At 74.8% G+C, this 19,113-nt stretch carries 20 protein-coding genes; 8 read left to right on the top strand and 12 right to left on the bottom strand.

Features of this window, described 5'->3' with window-relative positions; all coding sequences use genetic code 11:
• Nucleotides 1-364 precede the first annotated feature (364 nt).
• A complete protein-coding gene (locus tag AC0GKK_RS01090) occupies nucleotides 365-610 on the bottom strand; it encodes a hypothetical protein (RefSeq protein WP_489882931.1) in 246 nt (81 codons plus the stop codon).
• A gap of 240 nt (nucleotides 611-850) precedes the next feature.
• Between AC0GKK_RS01090 and AC0GKK_RS01085 the strand changes: the two genes are divergently transcribed.
• From AC0GKK_RS01085 to AC0GKK_RS01065, 5 genes are all read left to right on the top strand, one after another.
• Entirely contained in the window at nucleotides 851-979 is a 129-nt protein-coding gene (locus AC0GKK_RS01085; RefSeq protein ID WP_285898058.1) for a hypothetical protein, read from the top strand.
• Between the two features lie 2 nt (nucleotides 980-981).
• Nucleotides 982-1,653, top strand: coding sequence for a class I SAM-dependent DNA methyltransferase (locus AC0GKK_RS01080; protein WP_489882930.1), 672 nt, complete (start codon nucleotides 982-984; stop codon nucleotides 1,651-1,653).
• A 4-nt stretch (nucleotides 1,654-1,657) separates the two neighbouring features.
• Complete coding sequence (locus tag AC0GKK_RS01075; RefSeq protein ID WP_489882929.1) at nucleotides 1,658-2,677, top strand: site-specific integrase; 1,020 nt, start codon at nucleotides 1,658-1,660, stop codon at nucleotides 2,675-2,677.
• A gap of 2 nt (nucleotides 2,678-2,679) precedes the next feature.
• Complete coding sequence (gene pip, locus AC0GKK_RS01070; protein ID WP_489882928.1) at nucleotides 2,680-3,642, top strand: prolyl aminopeptidase; 963 nt, start codon at nucleotides 2,680-2,682, stop codon at nucleotides 3,640-3,642.
• A gap of 557 nt (nucleotides 3,643-4,199) precedes the next feature.
• Nucleotides 4,200-5,306, top strand: a complete 1,107-nt coding sequence (locus AC0GKK_RS01065; protein WP_489884074.1) for an MsnO8 family LLM class oxidoreductase — start codon at nucleotides 4,200-4,202, stop codon at nucleotides 5,304-5,306.
• 18 nt (nucleotides 5,307-5,324) lie between these two features.
• Here the strand turns inward: AC0GKK_RS01065 and AC0GKK_RS01060 are convergent, their stop codons facing one another.
• A complete protein-coding gene (locus AC0GKK_RS01060) occupies nucleotides 5,325-6,890 on the bottom strand; it encodes an alanine/glycine:cation symporter family protein (RefSeq protein ID WP_489882927.1) in 1,566 nt (521 codons plus the stop codon).
• A 142-nt stretch (nucleotides 6,891-7,032) separates the two neighbouring features.
• Between AC0GKK_RS01060 and AC0GKK_RS01055 the strand changes: the two genes are divergently transcribed.
• Nucleotides 7,033-7,584 (top strand): class I SAM-dependent methyltransferase, encoded by a 552-nt coding sequence (locus tag AC0GKK_RS01055; protein ID WP_489882926.1) that lies wholly within the window; start codon nucleotides 7,033-7,035, stop codon nucleotides 7,582-7,584.
• 86 nt (nucleotides 7,585-7,670) lie between these two features.
• Here AC0GKK_RS01055 and AC0GKK_RS01050 read toward each other — a convergent pair whose 3' ends face one another.
• The 8 genes from AC0GKK_RS01050 to AC0GKK_RS01015 all read right to left on the bottom strand — a co-directional run bounded on the left by AC0GKK_RS01050 (nucleotide 7,671) and on the right by AC0GKK_RS01015 (nucleotide 14,436).
• Entirely contained in the window at nucleotides 7,671-8,717 is a 1,047-nt protein-coding gene (locus AC0GKK_RS01050) for a ferrochelatase (protein WP_405416940.1), read from the bottom strand.
• A gap of 52 nt (nucleotides 8,718-8,769) precedes the next feature.
• Entirely contained in the window at nucleotides 8,770-9,546 is a 777-nt protein-coding gene (gene fabI, locus AC0GKK_RS01045; RefSeq protein ID WP_208820912.1) for an enoyl-ACP reductase FabI, read from the bottom strand.
• Between the two features lie 71 nt (nucleotides 9,547-9,617).
• Entirely contained in the window at nucleotides 9,618-10,328 is a 711-nt protein-coding gene (gene fabG / locus AC0GKK_RS01040) for a 3-oxoacyl-ACP reductase FabG (RefSeq protein WP_208820828.1), read from the bottom strand.
• A gap of 52 nt (nucleotides 10,329-10,380) precedes the next feature.
• Nucleotides 10,381-11,370: a VWA domain-containing protein gene (locus tag AC0GKK_RS01035; protein ID WP_405416939.1), complete on the bottom strand. Its 990-nt coding sequence runs from the start codon at nucleotides 11,368-11,370 to the stop codon at nucleotides 10,381-10,383.
• The gene (locus AC0GKK_RS01030) at nucleotides 11,367-12,281 is read right to left on the bottom strand and encodes a DUF58 domain-containing protein (protein ID WP_226357256.1); all 915 of its coding nucleotides are present in this window, start codon (nucleotides 12,279-12,281) and stop codon (nucleotides 11,367-11,369) included. Before AC0GKK_RS01030 ends, AC0GKK_RS01035 begins: the two co-directional genes overlap by 4 nt.
• Nucleotides 12,278-13,354, bottom strand: coding sequence for an AAA family ATPase (locus AC0GKK_RS01025; protein ID WP_251782439.1), 1,077 nt, complete (start codon nucleotides 13,352-13,354; stop codon nucleotides 12,278-12,280). The genes AC0GKK_RS01030 and AC0GKK_RS01025 overlap by 4 nt, the downstream gene beginning before the upstream one ends.
• Nucleotides 13,351-13,644 (bottom strand): hypothetical protein, encoded by a 294-nt coding sequence (locus tag AC0GKK_RS01020; RefSeq protein WP_489882925.1) that lies wholly within the window; start codon nucleotides 13,642-13,644, stop codon nucleotides 13,351-13,353. Before AC0GKK_RS01020 ends, AC0GKK_RS01025 begins: the two co-directional genes overlap by 4 nt.
• Nucleotides 13,645-13,683: 39 nt before the next feature.
• Nucleotides 13,684-14,436 carry a sulfite exporter TauE/SafE family protein gene (locus tag AC0GKK_RS01015; RefSeq protein WP_062395312.1) on the bottom strand — a complete coding sequence of 251 codons (753 nt, stop codon included), beginning with the start codon at nucleotides 14,434-14,436 and terminating at the stop codon, nucleotides 13,684-13,686.
• Between the two features lie 106 nt (nucleotides 14,437-14,542).
• Between AC0GKK_RS01015 and AC0GKK_RS01010 the strand changes: the two genes are divergently transcribed.
• The gene (locus AC0GKK_RS01010) at nucleotides 14,543-15,202 is read left to right on the top strand and encodes a TetR/AcrR family transcriptional regulator (RefSeq protein ID WP_489882924.1); all 660 of its coding nucleotides are present in this window, start codon (nucleotides 14,543-14,545) and stop codon (nucleotides 15,200-15,202) included.
• Here the strand turns inward: AC0GKK_RS01010 and AC0GKK_RS01005 are convergent, their stop codons facing one another.
• Nucleotides 15,203-16,813, bottom strand: coding sequence for an ATP-binding cassette domain-containing protein (locus AC0GKK_RS01005; RefSeq protein WP_489882923.1), 1,611 nt, complete (start codon nucleotides 16,811-16,813; stop codon nucleotides 15,203-15,205). It lies immediately after the preceding gene.
• A gap of 234 nt (nucleotides 16,814-17,047) precedes the next feature.
• On the opposite strand from AC0GKK_RS01005, the gene AC0GKK_RS01000 reads away from it, so the two are divergent.
• The gene (locus AC0GKK_RS01000) at nucleotides 17,048-17,446 is read left to right on the top strand and encodes a VOC family protein (RefSeq protein ID WP_208827007.1); all 399 of its coding nucleotides are present in this window, start codon (nucleotides 17,048-17,050) and stop codon (nucleotides 17,444-17,446) included.
• 59 nt (nucleotides 17,447-17,505) lie between these two features.
• On the opposite strand, the gene AC0GKK_RS00995 is transcribed toward AC0GKK_RS01000, so the two are convergent.
• Complete coding sequence (locus AC0GKK_RS00995) at nucleotides 17,506-19,092, bottom strand: HNH endonuclease signature motif containing protein (protein ID WP_489882922.1); 1,587 nt, start codon at nucleotides 19,090-19,092, stop codon at nucleotides 17,506-17,508.
• Nucleotides 19,093-19,113 lie beyond the last annotated feature (21 nt).

Here is a 19,113-nt window from a genome sequence, read left to right as displayed (position 1 = left end):
CGGTCCCCCGTCGTCGGGCAGGCCGTGCGGCCCGACGAGCACGAGCATGGCCGCCGCGGCCGCGACGGCGATGCCGCCACCCCGGCGGTGCGCCACGACCCGGCACCGCCCGACCCGCTCGACCGGCGCCGTGACCGCCCCGACCGCGAGCGGGGCGTGTCGTCCACCGCGGGACCTGCTGACGGGCCGGCGCCTCCAGCGCCTGCCGGGGGGGCAGGCAGCGCCCGGAGACGCCGTCCGGGCGCGACCCGATCGACCTTCCCGTCGAACACGCTCCGGCCCGTGCGGTTGTCCACGCGACGACCCGGGGACACGATCCCTCTGGGGAACGTGACCCCGGCACCGCGTCGCAGGCGGGATTGCGTCAGTCCCAGTAGTGGTAGTAGGCGGTGTACGTCGGCTCGGCCTGCGACGCCGGGTTGCCGTTCGAGGCGCAGACGTACTTCCCCCCGACCGGGGTCGCAGTGAAGGAAGCGATCGCCGACTCGCATGCCGATCTGCTCTGGAACGTGCCCGCGGACGTGATGTGCTCGCCGGCCTGAGCCACGCCGGCACCGGCGAAGCCGAGCACGCCGACGCTCGCCACGGATGCGACGGCGAGGGTCGCCATCCGACGGATGGACTGCCTTCTGTTCACCACGAGATCCTCCTCATTGCAGGACATCGGTGTCGGCTGCCGCCATCCCACCGGGTCCTGCGGCAGTGCTGCGGATCCTCGGGCCATCGGTGTCGGGAGCCCTCCCAGGTCGCCCCGCCACGCCGCCGCCGTGAACGGTCGAGCGTGGCCGCGCGGCCCCGGGCCCCGATCACCGGCGATAGCCTGGCCGGGAAGCGGGCGGGAGGAGCGGCGATGGGCAGGTCACCGTGGTTCGGGCCGAAGCGGGTCGGGTGGGGACTGCGCCCGCAGACCCGGCAGGGCCGGGTGCTGACGGCGGCGTTGGCCGCCGCACTGCTCCTCGTCGCCGCGGTCGTGCACTGACCGTGCCCCCGGTCCCGCGCCCCGCCGACCTCGACGCCGTCCGCGACTCCTACGACCGCGTCGCCGACAACTACGTCGACGTGGTCGTCACCACCGGCCTCGGTGACGTCCGCACCCACCCCTGGCTCCGGGCCGCCATGGACACCTTCGCCGACGCCGTCGCGGGCCGCGGGCCGGTCCTCGACGTCGGCTGCGGGCCGGGGCAGGTCACCGCCCACCTCGTGGAGCGCGGTGTCGACGCGTCCGGGATGGACCTCTCCCCCGCCATGGTCGCCCACGCCCGGCGGCTGTATCCGCACTGCCGGTTCTCGGTCGGCTCGGCCACCGAGCTCGCGGTCCCCGACGCCTCGCTCGCCGGGGTCCTGGGCTGGTGGTCGCTGTTCCACCTGCCCCGCGACGTCCTGCCGTACGTCCTGGCCTCCTTCACCCGCGCCCTCGCCCCCGGTGGGCGGCTGATCCTGGCGACCCACGTCGGCGACGGCGAGCTCGAACGCACCGAGTGCTACGGCGGGGTGCCCGTCCGCTGGACCACCCACCTGTGGCGGCCCGAGCAGCTGCGCGACCTCCTCGGGCGGGCCGGGCTGCACCCCGAGGCCGAGCTCCTCCTGCACCCCGACGAACGGACCGGCCCGGGCGTGGTGATCGTGGCGCGGGCACCGGGACCGGCAGGATGACCCCGTGACCGACCCCGCCCCCACCGGCGTCCCCGGCGCCGAGCTGCTCGCGCCGCAGGTGGACCTCCCACTGACCGAGCAGGAGGCCGCCTACGTCGCGGCCGCCCGGTCGGCCAACACCCGTCGCGGCTACGCCTCGGACTGGCGGGAGTTCAGCGGCTGGTGCGCCCGGCACAGGCACGAGGCGCTGCCCGCCGCCCCCGAGGCGCTGTCCGGCTACATCACCGAGCTCGCCGGGGCCGGGGCGAAGGTCGGGACCATCAGCCGCCGGCTCTCCTCGATCCGGTTCGTGCACGTCATGCGCGACCTGCCCGATCCCACCGACGCCCGCCGCGTCACCGCCGTCTGGGAAGGCATCCGCCGCACCCACGGTGCCCCGCCGGTCCAGGCCCGGCCGCTGATGCCCCCCGACCTCGACGACGTCGTCGACGCCTGTCCCACCACCCGCAGCTACGCGACCCGCCCGGGTGAGGACGACCTCGCCGGCCTGCGCGACCGGGCCCTGCTGCTGGTCGGGTTCTTCTCCGCGCTGCGCCGCTCCGAGCTGGCCGCGCTCACCGTCGCCGACGTCGCCGACCACCCGCGCGGCCGCGTCCTGTCGATCCCCCGGTCCAAGACCAACCCGTACGGCACCGAGCCCGAGCTCGTCGTCCTCCCGCACGCGCACCGGGCCGCGCGCTGCCCGGTCACCGCGCTGCGGACCTGGCTCGACGCAGCCGGGATCACCGAGGGCCCGGTGCTGCGCAAGGTCACCCGCGGCAACCGGGTGACCGACCGGCCGCTGCACCCGGAGTCGGTCAACGAGATCGTCCAGCGCGCGGTGGCCCGTGCCGACATCGGCCCCGGCCCCTGGTCGGCGCACTCCCTGCGCGCGGGCCACGTCACCTACGCCCACCAGCGCGGCGCCTCCGACCGGGCCATCGCCCACCAGACCCGGCACCGCTCCCTGGCCACCGTCGGCGCCTACATCCGCATCGACAACGCCTGGGAGGACAACTCCGCCGCCCTGCTGGCAGGTCTGTAGCCGTGCCCCTCCACCCGCCGATCGAGCCCTACGACGCCGGCACCCTCACCACCGACGACGGCCAGACCCTCCACTGGGAGACCTGCGGCAACCCCGACGGGCGGCCCGCGCTGGACCTGCACGGCGGCCCCGGTTCGGGCGCCTCGGCCGGGGCCCGCCGGTACTACGACCCCGAGCGGTACCGGATCGTGCTGCTCGACCAGCGCGGCTGCGGCCGCAGCAGGCCGCTCGCCTCCGACCCCGCCGTCGACCTGGGGCGCACCCAGACCACACAGCTGCTCGTCGACGACATCGAGCGGCTCCGCGAGCTGCTGGCCGTCCCCTCCTGGGTCGTGCGGGGCGGCTCCTGGGGCAGCACCCTCGCCCTCGCCTACGCCCAGGCCCACCCGCGGCGCGTCGACGCGCTCGTCCTCGCCGCGGTCACCACGACGGCCGAGCGGGAGGTCCGCTGGATCACCGAGGACATGCGCCGGATCTTCCCCGCCGTGTGGGACCGCTTCGCCGGCGCCGTGCCCGCCCACCTGCGTGACATCCGCCTCGTGGACGCCTACGCGACCCTGCTCGCCGACCCCGACCCGGCCGTCCGTGAGGACGCCGCCCGCGAGTGGTGCCGCTGGGAGGACACCCACGTCTCCCTCGCACCGGGCCACCGGCCGAGCCGACGCTACGAGGACCCGGCGTTCCGGCTCGTCTTCGCCCGGCTGGTCACGCACTACTGGCGGCACGCCGCGTTCCTCCCCCACGACGCCCTGCTCCGCGGCGTGACCCGGCTCGCCGGGATCCCCGGGACCCTGGTCCACGGCCGGTACGACGTCTCCGGCCCTCCGGACATCGCCTGGGACCTGCACCGGCGCTGGCCGGGCAGCGAGCTGCGGATCATCGACGACGCCGGGCACGGCGGCGCCGGGGCGTTCACCGACGCCGTCGTCGACGCGCTCGACCGGGCCACCGACCGACCCCGCTGACCCGGGATCCGCACCCGCACCGCACACCGGTCGCCGGCCCCGGCCACCGGATCTCCCCGGCCGGCACCGGCCCCTCCCGGTCCTGGCGGTTCGGTTGTCGTCGTTTCATCGACGATTCGCTGGCGTCAATGTTTCATTGACAGAGGAGGGCTGCGACGTGGGAGTCGCCGGCGACCCCTCGTCCGCACGGCCGCCCGGACCGCGCCCCCGCCCTGGACGCGATCGGCGCGAGAACCCGTCCACCCCGGCGGCCCGACCACGTGTCCTGTCGACGCACGGGCACGGGGCGTCGACGACCGGCCGGGCCGGGGAGCCGAGGCCGGACCGACCCCCCGCCTCGCACCGGACCGGCCCGGACCGCCTGGTGATCCGCGCCGGCCGGGGTACCGCCGGCACGACCGGCCCGGCCACGGTCGTTCCGGCCGACAGCGCGGGCCGGCCTCCCCTCCCCCGGCTCCGCGGCCGGCGGGTGTCGCCGCTCGGTTGACCGCGCGTAGGCGTCAATGATTCCTTGACAACGTGAGGCCCGGCGCTCCGGCTCCCGGCGCGTTGACCCCCTGCCCGCGGCGGCTCTAGATTCGGACGAGCCCCGGTGCCGACTCCGTGCACCCCGCCTGTCGCAGGAGTGCACCCTGTCCACGATCCCGCTGTCGTGCCTGGACCTGAACCCGGTCCGGCCCGGCGGAACCGCAGCCGACGTCGTCTCCGACGCGATCGTGCTCGCACGCCAGGCCGAGGCGCTCGGCATGCTGCGCTACTGGGTCGGCGAGCACCACCTCAACCCGGCGCTCGGGTCGACCAGCCCGATGGTGCTGCTCTCGCACCTCGCGGCCCGGACCGAGCGCATCCGGCTGGGCGTCGCCGCCACCCTGGTCGCCTACCACCCACCGCTGCGCCTGGCCGAGGACGCGACGCTGCTGTCCGCCCTGTCCGGTGGCCGCACCGACCTCGGGCTGGGCCGGTCGGTCGCCGCCCGCACGCCGCGCACCGTCGGGTTCGACCACGACCGCCCGCACGTCGAGGCCCGGCTGCTCGAACGCGGCCTGGGCACCTTCAGCGGGCGCTGCGACCAGCTCCTGCGCCTGCTCGCAGGCAAGGAGCCGGGACTGCAGGGCACGCCGGTCGACCTGCTCGACGCCGTGACCCCGCAGGTCTGGGTGCATGCAGCGGGCGCGGGCGAGAGCGCCGAGTACGCCGCGCGCAACGGGCTGCCGATGGGCGTCGCCTACTTCTCCCGGCCGACCACCGTGCTCGAGGCGGTCGACCTGTACCGCGAGCGGTTCGTACCGGGCCCCTACCGGGACCGCCCGCACGTCGCGATCGCGGTGTCGGCGCTGGCCGCGGACACCGAGGACGAGGCCGCCGCACTGGGCTCCGGCTACGACGTCTGGCTGCGCGGGCTCGCCCTCGACGCCGGCGCGCACCACTACCCCACCGCCGACGAGCGGGCCGGTCTCCCCCCGCTGGACCCGGACGAGCAGGTCGCGCTGGACGACCGCCTGCGGACCCGCGTCGTCGGCCGGGCGGACGCGGTGGCGAGCCGGCTCGCCGCGATCGTCGAGGCCGCGGAGGCCGACGAGCTCGTCGTCGAGACCGTCGCCCCCACCCTCGACGACCGCCTGCGGTCCTACGAGCTGCTCGCCCGGGCGTGGGCCCGGATCTGACCGGGCCCACGCGACGGGTCAGAGCATCGCCCGCTCGGACGGTTCCACCTCGGCGACCTCGCCGGAGGCGAGCTTCGCGCGGAACGCCCGGACCTCCTTCTTGACCACCGGGGCCAGCACGTAGAGGCCCAGGATGTTGAAGAAGGCGAGCAGGAAGAGCACCGCGTCGGCGAAGTCGAGCACGCTGCCCAGAGTCAGCACCGAGCCGACGACCACGAAGAAGCAGAAGACCGTCTGGTAGACGCGCTCGGACACCACGTTCTTGCCGAACAGGTAGGTCCAGGCCTTCTGCCCGTAGTAGCCCCACGTGATGATCGTGGAGACAGCGAACAGGAACACCGCGACCGCGAGCACGTAGGGGAACCACGGCAGCACCGTGGCGAACGCGTCGGAGGTGATGAGAACGCCGTCGGCCACGTCGGAGCCGCCGCTGGCGAAGGCGGTCGCCTGGGCCTGCTGCCAGAAGGGCGTACCGGCGATCACGATGGTCAGCGCGGTCATCGTGCAGATGACCACGGTGTCGACGAACGGCTCGATCAGGGCAACGTACCCCTCGGTGGCCGGGTTCCTCGTCCGCACCGCCGAGTGCGCGATCGGCGAGGAGCCCAGGCCCGCCTCGTTCGAGAAGGCCGCCCGCTGGAAACCGACGATCATGGCGCCGAGCGCACCGCCCACCACGCCCTCGGCGGAGAACGCTCCCGAGAGGATGAGCCCGAACGCCGTCGGGACCTGCGCGATGTTCGCGGCGATCACGACGAGGCAGGCGGTCACGTAGACGATCGCCATCGCCGGGACGAGACGACCCGTGACCGCACCGACGGACTTGATGCCCCCGAACACGACCGCCCCGACGAGCGCGGCCAGCAGCAGACCGAAGACGAACGCGGCGCCGCCGCTGCCGAGCAGACCGGTCTCGCCCCCGGTGACGTTGCGGAGCTGGGCGAAGGTCTGGTTGGCCTGGAACATGTTCCCGCCGGCGACGCCGAAGAAGAGGATCATCACCGCCGCACCGGCGGCCAGGACCTTGCCCAGGCCGCGGCCGAACGCGTTGGGGATCCGCTCGGCGACACCGATCCGCAGGTAGTGCATCGGACCGCCGGACACCGTGCCGTCGGGGTGCACTTCGCGGTACTTCACGCCGAGGGTGCACTCGACGAACTTGGTGGCCATGCTGAGCAGCCCGGCGACGATCATCCAGAACGTCGCGCCGGGACCACCGATCGTGACCGCCACACCGACGCCGGCGATGTTGCCCAGACCGACGGTGCCCGACAACGCGGAGGCCAGGGCCTGGAAGTGGGTGATCTCCCCCGGCTCGTCGCGCCGGGTGTAGCGGCCACGGACGATCCGCAGGGCGAGCCCGATGCTGCGGAACTGGACGAACCCGAAGTAGAGGGTGAACAGCACCCCGGCCAGGATCAGCCAGCCCACGATCAGCGGGAAGTCCGCTCCGAGGACGGTCACCTCGTAGAAGACGATGTTCGACAGCCCGGTCGAGATCGGATCGAACACCGAGTTGATGGACAGCTCGATGCTCTCGAGCACGCCGGGTTGCGGCGGTGCCGTGGTCGGTACGGAGGTCATGGGGCGGAACTTCACCCCATGTGGACACGAACCACAAGAATACGGACGAACGGTTACCGGATCGTCGATATCGGCCGGGACCTTGACCTCGACCGAGGTGGAGGTCGGATGCTCCCGGGACGTCCCCCGAGAGGAGCATCCGATGGAGCTGACCCCGCCCGTCTCCCTGTTCGACCAGGCCTACCGCGACGGCGACCCGCCCTGGGTGATCGACGAGCCGCAGCCGGCGGTCGTCGCACTCGTCGGCTCGGGGGCGGTCACCGGCACCGTCCTCGACCCGGGTTGCGGCACCGGCGAGCACACGATCCTGCTCGCCGGGCTCGGGTACGACGTGCTCGGCGCCGACGCGGCCCCGACCGCGGTCCGGCGGGCCCGGGAGCGGGCCGCGGCCGCGGGCGTGGACGCCCGGTTCGTCGTCGCCGACGCGCTCGCCCCGGACGGCCTCGGCCCGTTCGACACGGTGGTGGACAGTGCCCTGTTCCACCTGTTCGACCCCGGTGACCAGGCCCGCTACGCCCGCGCGCTGGCCGGGGTCGTGCGTCCCGGCGGCGTGGTGCACGTGCTCGCCCTGGCCCGGACCGGCGCCGCCGCCGAGTTCGGCCCGGTGATCGACGCGGCCGACATCCGGGCCGCGTTCACCGGACCGGACTGGACGGTGGAGACCGTCGGACCGGCGTCCTACCGGGGATCGTGACCGCCGGCCTGGCCGGGTCCTACGGCGAGCCGGCCGGGACCAGGGTCGAGGTCCCCGCCCATCTGGCCCGGGTGCGGCGGCGCTGATCAGCTCGGCCGGGCGGGCCGCCGCTGCGGCACGCAGCAGTCGACCGCGCAGGGCGCCCCGTTGCGGGTGCACCCGGCGGACGGGCCGGTGCCCAGCCGCCGGGCGGGTACGCCGTCGGAGTGCTCCCGCACGAGCTCGACCACCATGTCGGCGAAGCGTGGGTCGGGTCCGGCGGTGGCGGCGCGGGCGAAGCCCATGCCGTGCTCGGCGGCACGCTCGGCCGCCTCGTTGTCGAGGTCCCACACGACCTCGACGTGGTCGGACACGAACCCGACCGGCGCGACGACGACCGCGGGCACACCCTTGGCGTGCAGGTCGTCGATGTGGTCGACGATGTCGGGCTCCAGCCACGGCACCTGCGGCGGACCGGAGCGGGACTGCCAGACGACGTCGAACTCGTCGACGCCCACCTCGGCGGCGACCAGCGCCGCGGCCTCGGCGACCTGGCGGGAGTAGCGGTGCCCGCCGTCGGCCGGGGTCCCGGCGGCCGCGTCGGCCGAGGTCGGGATGGAGTGCGCGGTGAACACCAGCCGCGCCACCTCGCGACGGTCCTCGGGCAGCTGTGCCCACGCGGTCCGCACGGCGTCGGCGTTGGCGCGCACGAAGTCCGGGTGGTCGTAGAAGTGGCGCAGCTTGACCAGCTCGGGGGCCGCGTCGCCGACCGCGTCCCGGGCCCGGGAGATGTCCTCGTGGTACTGGCGGCAGGCGGAGTAGCCGCCGTAGGCGCTGGTCGCGAACACCAGCGCCCGCCCGACGCCGTCCTCGGCCATCTCGCGCACGGTGTCCTCGGCGAAGGGCCCCCAGTTCCGGTTGCCGAAGTACACCGGCAGCTCGGTGCGCGCGGCGATCGCCGCGACCAGCTCGCGGTTGCGGGCGTTGATCGGCGAGACCCCGCCGAAGTGCTGGTAGTGCTCCTCGACGGCATCGAGGCGCTCCGGTGGGACCCCGCGCCCCCGGGTCACGTTCTCCAGGAACGGGCGAACCTCGTCGGGGGCCTCGGGGCCGCCGAAGCTGAGCAGCAGAATCGCGTCGAACTGTTCGGGCACGACCCCGATTATCGACCCCGGCCCGCGCCGACGCGCGCGGGCCGGTACCGGCTCACACGCCGACGGCGTGCACCCCGCCGTCGGCCATGATCATCGAACCGGTGGTGGTCGGCATCCAGTCCGACAGCGCGGCGCACACGGTCTTGGCGACCGGCACCGGGTCGTTCATGTCCCAGCCGAGCGGGGCGCGCTTGTCCCACACGTCCTCGAACGCGGAGAAGCCCGGGATCGACTTGGCGGCCATCGTCTTCACCGGGCCGGCGGCGACCAGGTTGACCCGGATGCCGTCGCGGCCCAGGTCGCGGGCCAGGTATCGGGTGACCGACTCGAGCGCGGACTTCGCGACGCCCATCCAGTCGTAGGCGGGCCACGCCTGCCGGTTGTCGAAGTCCATGCCGACGATCGAGCTGCCCGGGCCGAGCAGCGGCTTGCACGCCATCGCCAGGGACTTCAACGAGTACGCCGACACCTGGATCGTGGTGGCGACGTCCTCCCACTGCGCGTTGAGGAACGCGCCCTCGCCGAGCGCGCCGGGCGGGGCGAACCCGATGGAGTGCAGCACGCCGTCGAGGCGCGGCTCGTCGCCCAGGTGCGGGGTGATCCGCTCGACGAGCGAGTCCAGCTGCTCCTGGTCCGACACGTCCAGCTCGACGACCGGTGCGGGCTTCGGCAGCCGCATCGCGATCCGCTCGACCAGCCGCATCCGGCCGAAACCGGTGAGCACGACCTCGGCGCCCTGCTCCTGGGCGATCTTGGCGGAGTGGAAGGCCAGCGAGGCGTCGGTGATCACACCGGTGATCAGCAGCCGCTTGCCGTCGAGCAGTCCCATGACGTCCTTTCGAGAGTTCTGCATGCCCGGGCCGGTGGGCACGGTGCCGATGTCCGCTCCGCGGACCTCGCTCAGTGCCCCATGCCCAGGCCGCCGTCGACCGGGACGACCGCTCCGGTGACGTAACCGGCGCCGGGCGAGGCGAGGAAGGCGACGACCGAGGCGATCTCGCCGGTGTCGGCGTAGCGCGAGAGCGGGATGGTCCCCAGGATCTCCTCGCGCCGCTTCTCGGGCAGCGCACGGGTCATGTCGGTGTCGACGAACCCGGGGGCGACCACGTTCGCGGTGATGCCGCGGCTGCCCAGCTCGCGGGCGACCGAGCGGGCCAGGCCGACGAGCCCGGACTTCGAGGCGGCGTAGTTGACCTGCCCGGCCGAGCCGGAGAGGCCCACGACCGACGATACGAAGATCATCCGGCCCTTCTTGGCCTTCAGCATCCCGCGCGAGGCCCGCTTCGCGACCCGGTAGGCCGCGGTGAGGTTGGCGTCGACGACCTTGGTGAAGGACTCCTCGGCCATCCGCATGAGCAGGCCGTCGTCGGTGATGCCGGCGTTGGACACCAGCACCTCGACCGGGCCGTGCGCGGCCTCGACCTCGGTGAACGCGGCGTCGACGGACTCGGCGTCGGTGACGTCGCAGTGCACCGGCAACAGCCCGTCGGGGATGTCGTCCTTCCCGGAGCGATAGGTCACCGCCACCTGGTCGCCCTCCGCCGCGAACGCCTGTGCGATCGCCAGGCCGATGCCGCGGTTTCCTCCGGTCACGAGCACGCTACGTCCCACGGGGGGTGAACCTAACGCACTACCGGCCGGTACCCGCGAGCGGAGATCACCCTCACGGCAGTCGCCTGCCGAGCAGGATGCCCGCGCCGAGCCCGCCGATCAGGAGCACGAACCCGCCGATCATCCAGGGCCTGCTCGCGTCGACCTCGCGTTCCTCGTAGCCGAGCTCCTCGGACAGGTCGGAGTAGACCGCGCGCAGCTCGGACTCGGTGGCGGCGGTGAAGAACCGGCCGCCCGAGAGCTGGGCGATGCGCTCCATGGAGGCGTCGTCGACGGCGACGGGGGTACGCCCGCCGTCGAGCTCGATCGTGCCGTAGCTGGTGCCGAAGGAGATCGTGGACACCGGGACGCCGCGGTTCTTCGCCTCGGCGGCCGCGGTGAACGAGCCGCGCGGCTCGTTCTCCCCGTCCGGTCCCGGGACGGTCTGGGTGCCGTCGGAGAGCAGCACGATCCGCGCCGGTGGCGGCACGCCCGCCGCGTCCGGGCCGCCCTGCAGCGAGCGGGAGAAGGTGTCGATCGACTGCATCGCCGTGAAGATCGCCTCACCGGTCGCGGTGGACTCGGCGAGCTGCAGGTTGTCGACGCCGTTCTTGACCGCGCTGCGGTCGGTCGTGGGCGAGACGAGCACCGCCGCCGTCCCGGCGAAGGACACCAGCCCCAGGTTGACGCCGGGGGTCAGCTGGTCGGCGAACTGCTTGGCCGCGACCTGCGCGGCGGCGAGCCGGGTCGGGGCGACGTCGGTGGCCTTCATCGACAGCGACACGTCGATCACCAGCATCACCGTGGCCCGGTTGCGCGGCACCTTCGCCATGGCCTGCGGCCCGGCGAGCGCCACGGTGAGCACCGCCAGCGCCGCGATCAGCGCGATCGCCGGGAGGTGCCGCCACCGGCCCGGCCGCTTCGGGGCGACCGACTCCAGCAGCTCCAGGTTGGTGAACCGCACGACGTCGCGACGGCGCCGCCGCAGCAGCCACACGTAGGCCGCCGCGAGCGCGGCGACGACGAGCAACCCGAGCAGCCACCAGGGGGCGGTGAACGTCACGCGAGCCTCCGCGGAGCAGCGGCGTGCTTGCGGGCGACGGCGAACCGCACGATGTCGGCCACCCAGTCGGTGTCGGTGCGCAGGGTCAGGTGCCCGGCCCCGCAGCGGCGCAGCGCGGTGGCCACCCGGTCGCGGTGCTCGGAGGCGGCGGCCGCGAACTCGCGGCGCAGCAGCGGCGTGGTGTCGACCTCGCGCTGGCGCCCGGTCTCGGGGTCGGCGAGCACGACGGTCCCGACGTCGGGCAGCTCCAGCTCCCGCGGGTCGACGACCTCGATCGCGAGCAGCTCGTGGCGAGCCGACAGCGCCCGCAGGGACCGCTCCCAGGTCGGCTCGCCGAGGAAGTCCGACACCACGACGACCAGCCCGCGCCGGCGCGGCGGGCGGCGCAGCTCGTCGAGCGCACCGGACAGGTCGCCCCGGGTGCCCTCGGGTGCCGGCGGCATCGTCGCGACCCGGCGGACCAGGCCGCGGGCGTGCGCCAGGCCGCCGCGGGCGGGCAGCCGCAGCGTCGACTCCCCGTTCGCGACGACGGCGCCGAGCCGGTTCCCGCCGCCGGTCGTCAGCTGGGCGACCGCGGTGAGCCCGGCCAGCGCCAGGTGCCGCTTGTCGGTGCGGGCGGTGCCGTAGTCGATGCTGCGCGACAGGTCGACCACCGCCCACGTCTCCAGCTCGCGGTCGGCGACGGTCTCGCGCACGTGCGGCGCGGTGGTGCGGGCGGTGACCGACCAGTCCATCCGGCGGACGTCGTCACCGGGCTGGTAGGGCCGCGCGTCACCGGGCTCGGTGCCGGGCCCGGGCAGCAGGCCGATGTGGTTGCCCTGGAGCAGCCCGTCCAGTCGGCGCCGTACGGTGAGCTCCAGGGTCCGCAGGGAGGCCTCGAGCCGGACGAGGTCGGCGGACCCCGCCGTCACGCCGGGCCCTGGCCGGCACCCGGTGCGGGCGGCCACGCCGTCGACGCGCCCTCGGGCCCTCCCCCGGGCCGGGCGCTGACCTGCGGCAACGGCACGGTCTGCAGGACCCGGGTGACGATGTGGTCGACCGGCACCTGGTCGGCGATCGCGTCGTAGGACAGCACCAGGCGGTGGCGCAGCACGTCCGGGGCGACCTCCAGCACGTCCTGCGGGAGGACGTAGTCCCGGCCGCGGACCAGAGCCAGCGCGCGGGCGGCGGACACGATGCCGAGCGACGCACGCGGCGAGGCGCCGTAGGCGATCCAGGACGCGACGTCGGACAGGCCGTGCTCGGACGGCAGCCGGGTCGCGACGACCAGCCGCACGACGTAGTCGACCAGGGCGTGGTGCACGAACACGTCCGCCGCGGTGCGCTGCAGCCGGACCAGCTCCTCGGGGGTGAGGACCTGGGAGGGCACCGGCGGGGTGGACCCCATCCGGTAGATGATCTCCCGTTCCTCCTCGACGCCCGGGTACTCGATGATCAGCTTGAACAGGAAGCGGTCGCGCTGCGCCTCGGGCAGCGGGTAGACGCCCTCGTTCTCGATCGGGTTCTGGGTGGCGAGCACGAGGAACGGGTCGGGCATCGGGTGGTCGCGGCCGGCGAGGGAGAGCTTGCGCTCGGCCATCACCTCGAGCATCGCCGACTGCACCTTGGCCGGCGCGCGGTTGATCTCGTCGGCGAGCACGAAGTTCGCGACGACCGGACCGAGCTCGACGTCGAACTCCTCGCGGCCCTGCCGGTAGATGCGGGTGCCGAGGATGTCGGCGGGCACCAGGTCGGGGGTGAACTGCAGCCGGGAGAAGCTGCCGCCCACGACCGTCGCGAACGTCTCCACGGCGAGGGTCTTCGCGACGCCGGGGACGCCCTCCAGCAGCAGGTGCCCCTTCGCGAGGAGCCCCACCAGCATCCGCTCGACGAGGCGGTCCTGGCCGACGATCACCCGCTTCACCTCGAGCACCGCACGCTCGAGCCGCTCGGCGTCGCGGGCGGGGGTGATCGGGTCCGGACCGGTCGAGGCAGTCGTGCTCACGGTCCCATCCCACCGTGTCGGCCGTGTGGATCCGGTGAGGCGTGCGACTCCGGGCGGTCGGGCCCGCCCGCGGCGGGGTCCTGCGCGGTGAACCGGATCGTCATCGCCAGGTAGTCGCGCAGCGACATGGTCCGCGGCGCCGCCCGGTGCCGGGTCCAGACCGTGTTCGCCCGGGCCGGGGTCAGGTCGTGTGCGTGCGCGACGACGGCCCGCGCCTCGGCCGGACCGATCTCACGACCGGCCAGCGCGGCGAGGGCCACGGCCAGCTCGGCGGCGCGGTCGTCGTCCACGACCCCAGGAGAGCAGACACCCCCGACAGTTCCGGGCGCTCACTCCACCAGCAGGAACACGATCGCCGCGACCCCGATCACGACGATCACGGTCCGCAGCACCGCGGGCGGCAGCCTGCGGCCGACCTTCGCACCGAGCAGCCCGCCGACGATCGAGCTGACCGCGATGATGCCGACGACCGTCCAGTCGACCGGCGCGACAACGGCGTAGATCGCCCCGGCGACGATGTTCACGACCGAGGCGAGGGTGTTCTTGAAGGCGTTGAGCCGCTGGAGCGGGTCCGCGACGAGCAGCCCCATCACCCCCACCAGCATGATCCCCTGGGCGGCGGTGAAGTAGCCGCCGTAGACGCCCACCAGGAAGACCAGCACGTAGAGCACCGGCGAGCCGGTCCGGTCCGGACGCGGGCGGTCGCGCAGCCGGCGGGCCAGCAGGGGCTGCACGGCGACCAGCAGCACCGAGGTGCCGACCAGGACCGGCACGATCGTCTCGAACGCGTCCGGCGGCAGCGACAGCAGCAGCGCCGCACCGACCACGGCCCCCAGGAACGACGCGACGCCGTACTTCGCCAGGCGGCGACCGTGCCCGGCCCACTCCTTGCGGTAGCCGACGGCGCCGGTGACCGAGCCGGTGATCAGCCCGATGGCGTTCGACGTCGTCGCCGTCACCGGGGGGAAGCCCAACGCCACGAGCACCGGGAAGGTCACCAGCGTCCCCGACCCGACGACGGTGTTGATCAACCCCGCCCAGAGCCCGGCCAGCGCGATGACCCCGACCTCCCACAACTCCATCGGGACACCCTACGAACCGGACACCGGCACTCCTCCCGGTGCGGCACGCGTAGGGCTTACGCAGCGTGCGTAGGGCTCCCTACGGCGTGCGTGGCATGATCGACGCGTGACCGCCGTCGACGACCCCCGATGGGCCGCTCCCCCGGCCCCGGTGCGCCGGACGCTGGACCGCGGGTCGATCGTCGCCACGGCGCTGCACCTCGCCGACGCCGACGGCCTGAGCGCGGTGTCGATGCCGCGACTGGCCCGCGAGCTGGGGTCCGCGCCGATGTCGCTGTACCGGCACGTGCCCGGCAAGGACGCGCTGGTCGACCTCGTCCTGGACCTCGCACTGGGCGAGCCGCCGGACCTGTCGGGCTGCGGGCTGCGGCTGGGCTGCGAGATCTGGGCGGCCGCCCTGCGCGACGTGCTCGACGAGCACCCGTGGACCGTCGGGCTGCTCGCCGGTCCCCGCGCCACCGGCCCCGCCGAGTGCGCGTGGTCGGAGGCCCTGCTGGCGCACGTCGTCGGGGCGGGGCACCCGCTGCACGCGGGCGTCGAGGTGCTGCACCTGCTGCACGGCTACGTCCGGGGCGCGGCGGCCCTGGCCGGGGACCGCCTGCCCACCCTCGACGACGTCCGCCGCTCCGGCCGGGCGGAGCGCCTGCCGGTGCTGTCCCGGCTGCTCGGCGGCGCCGTCGTGCGCGGGCCCGGCGGCGGTGAGCCGCTGTTCGACTCCGGGCTGCGCCGCACCCTCGACGCCGTCGAGGCCGGGCTCCGGCCCTGATCACCCGGCCGGGTCGAGCTCCAGCCGCGGCCAGTCGGCCAGGTCGCGCAGCAGCTGCCGGTCGTGGGTGGCGACGACGACGGCCGCCGAGGTGTCCCTGACCATCGCGGTGAGCTCGTCCACGAGCCGCGCGGACAGGTGGTTGGTCGGCTCGTCGAGCAGCAGCGTCGTCGGGCGCTCCGCCAGGGCGCGGGCCAGGTCGAGCCTGCGGCGCTGGCCCTCCGACAGCCGACCCACCGGGGTCCGCAACGCCGCCGCGTCGAGCAGGCCGTGGGCGCCACCACCGACGTGCTCCAGCACGGCACGCGCGGGCCGCCGCGGGTCGGGCACCGCGGTCTCCTGCCCCAGCCGGACGACCCGGGCGCCGCTCGCGGTGCGCACCGACCCGGCGTCCGGAGCGAGCGCCCCGGCCAGCACGGCGAGCAGCGTCGACTTCCCGGCCCCGTTCGGGCCGGTCACGAGCAGCCGGTCGCCCGCGTCGAGGACCAGGTCGACCGGACGGGCGAGCCGTCCCCGCACGCCGACCCCGTGCGCGCGCAGCTGGGGCGCGCCGGGGCGCACGTCGAGGTCGGGACGGCGCAGCGACGACGGCGGTACCGGGACGTCGATCCGGTGCGCGTCGAGCTCGGCCCGGCGCCGGTGCAGCGCCTGCACCACCCCCGGGGCCCGGGACTGGCGGGCGTGCTTGCCGGTCCCCTTGTCCGGACGCCAGCCGGTCGAGAGCCGGTCCCGCGCGGTGGCGACGGCGTCGGCGAGGCGACGGTGCTCGGCCTGCTGTTCGGCGTGCTCGGCCTCCCAGGCGGCGCGGGCCCGGTCCCGCGCGGTCCGCCAGCCGTCGTAGCCGCCCGCGGTGAGCCGGGGCGCGCCGTCGCAGGTCGGGTCGAGGTCGCAGAACTCGTCGGCGACGTCGCGCAGCAGGGCCCGGTCGTGGCTGACCACGGCGAGCCCGCCCGGGTGGGCGCGCAGGGTGCGGGTCAGGAAGTCGAGCCCGGCCGCGTCGAGGTGGTTGGTGGGCTCGTCGAGGAGCAGGACGTCGTGGCGGGCACCGAGCAGGCACGCCAGCCGCACGCGGTGGCGCTGCCCCACCGACAGCGTCTCCAGTGGCCGGGTGCGGTCGGTGCAGGCGCCGAGCGCACCGAGGGCGACGTCGACGCGGCGTTCGGCGTCCCAGGCGTCGAGCCGGGTCGCGGTGTCCAGGGCCGCGGCGAACCGGTCGTCGGCGCCGGGCGCGCCGTCGGTGAGCGCCGCGGTCGCCGCGTCGAGCTCGCGCAGCGCCGTCCGCGAGCCGGCGAGCGACTCCGCGGTCAGGGTGCCGACGGTCTCGCCGCCGCGGGCGGGCACCTCCTGGCGGGCCAGCGCGACGGTGCCGGCGCGGTGCACGACCCCGGCGTCCGGCGCGAGCAGGCCCGCGAGGACGTGCAGGAGCGTGGACTTGCCGCGCCCGTTCTCCCCGACGACGGCGAGCCGCGAGCGGGCGGAGACGGTCAGCGTCACGCCGGTGAGGACGCGGTGCGACCCGCGGGTGACGACGACGTCCTCGGCACGCACGTGGGCGGCCGCGCCGGCGTCGACGGCGGGCAGGGGTGAGGACGGTTCGGGGGTGGTGTGCACGAGAGGGCTCCGCGGCATCCGAGATCGGAGCCGGGCAGCACGGGATGCGCCGCCCGGCGGGGACCGGGACGGCGGACGCGGTTCGGAAGGGGTGAAGGGCGCCGCCGTCAGCGGGCGGTGCGGACCTTCTGCGACCAGATGCCTCGTGCCATGGTGTCGAGCCTACCCACCGGCAGGTGTCCGTGTCGTCCGGTTTCGGACACGCCCCACCCGCCCCGTCCCACCGGAGGACCGATGCCCGCCCGCGCCCTGCCGTTCCTGACCTTCCAGCCGCCGCGTGGCCCGAGCGCGAGCGAGGCGATGGAGTTCTGGACCTCCCTGTTCGACGACGGCGAGATCGTCTCGGTCACCCACCGCCCCGACGACCCGACGGCGGTGGTCCTCGCCGAGTTCGTCGTCGCCGGGCAGCGCCTGCGGTGCAGCGACAGCCCGCCGGTGCACCAGTGGGACTTCTCCCCCGCCGTCTCGCTGTGGGTGGACTGCGAGTCCGGCGACGAGCAGGAGCGGCTGCTGGCGGCCCTCGCGACCGGTGGGCGGGAGTTCATGCCGCTCGACGACTACGGCTTCGGCCCCTTCGCCTGGGTCGAGGACCGCTTCGGCGTGTCCTGGCAGCTCGCCGCCCCGGCGGCCTGAGCAGCGGACACGGCCCGAGCGGGGCTCCGCCAGACCACCCTGCCCGTTCGGCACGGTGATCAGAAGGGCACGACGACGGCGTCGGCGTCGTGGTCGTGGTCGTGGTCGACCGCGTCCGGCAGCGGATCGGTGAAGACCCGGTGGTCGAACGGCCGCGTGGTCGCCCGGCGGCCGCACGGTGCCACCCAGGTCAGGCTGCCGTCGGTCCCGGCGAGCACCTGCCAGCCCGGCGCGTCCTTCAGCGCGTGGTCGGCCCGGCACAGCCCGAACAGGTTCTCCGCGCTGGTCGGCCCGTCCCCGGCTCCCCAGGGGCGGTGGTGGTCGAGGTCGCGGACCCGGCGGCTGCACGCGGGGCCGCGACAGGTGCAGTCCCGCGCCCGGACGTGGTCGGCCATCGCGACCGGCGGCCGGTAGCGGGTGCGTCCGACGTCGAGCACCGTGCCCGACAGCGGGTCGGTCACCAGCCGCTGCCACACACCGCCGGCGGCGAGGGCGCGGGCGAGGTCGGCGGGGATCGGGCCGTGCCCGACCAGCTCGGCCGGTGCCGCACCACCCATCAGCGTGCTGAGCGGGACGACGACCTGGATCAGCGGACGTCGGCCTACGGCCTCCTCGGGATCCGGCTTCGCGGCGAGCACCCGCGCGACCGCGGCGAGCAGTCCGTCCTCGTCGGTGCCCGTCCCGTCCGCGCCGAGCGCGTCCCGGACCGTGCCGACGTCGGTGAGCGTCAGCGTGCCCTGCAGCAGCTGGTGGGCGAGGTCGACGCGCTTCTGGTCCAGGGTGCGGTCGTCGCACGGGTCGTCCAGGGAGCGCGCGAGCCGGTCGACGCACTGCCACGACGCCTCCACCTGCGCGGCGGTGCCGCCCAGCCACAGCGAGCCCATGCCGTCGTCCCCCGGGGAGATCGACATCCGCCGCTCCGACCGGGCCCGTTCGTGGCGCTCGCGGGCGCCGTCCGGGTCGACGCGGGCGATGTGGCGGCGCAGCCGGTCCCGCAGCAACCGGCGGTGCGCCTCCGGAGCCCCCGGGAGGACCGCGGCCTGCACCCGGCGGGCGCGCTCGTCGTCGAGGACGAGTGTCGACGACGAGATCGCCTCGGCGGCGCCCTGGTCGATCGCCCCCGACTCCCACGCGGCCAGGGTCTCCGGCAGCACCTGGGCGAACCGCTGCGCCTGCCCGATCAGCGACCGCGCGTGGTCGCGCGGGACCCGCAGCACGATCGCCACCTGGTCCGGCAACCACCGGGAGACGGGCTGCACCGCACGCGGGTCCGCGCCCGGCGGTGCGGCCCCGCTCCCGGCCGGGTGGCGCTCCGCGATCAGCGCGACCGACCGCATCCGCAGGGCACTCGCACGGCGCACCCAGTGCTCGGCGCCCTCCAGGACGTCGAGCACCTGCAGGTCGGTGAGCCGGTCGGGCGGGGCTCCGGCGACCAGGCACCGCAGCGCCTCCCAGGCGACGTCGTCGATCCCGCCGGAGGGGTCGGGCGGGGGCTCGGGACCACACATCTCGCCGCACAGGTCGATCGCGAGACCGTGCGGGCACCGGGTCGCCTCCTCCACCGCCTCACGGCGGCGCCGGTGTTCGAGCCAGGCCGGGTCGTCGGCGGGATCGGTGTGGCTCAGCACGTCCACCTGATCGATCATATGTTCGATTATAGGTCTCCC

It is taken from the genome of Pseudonocardia sp. P-1 (assembly GCF_058111925.1).
This window is presented reverse-complemented; position numbering and strand designations above follow the sequence as displayed.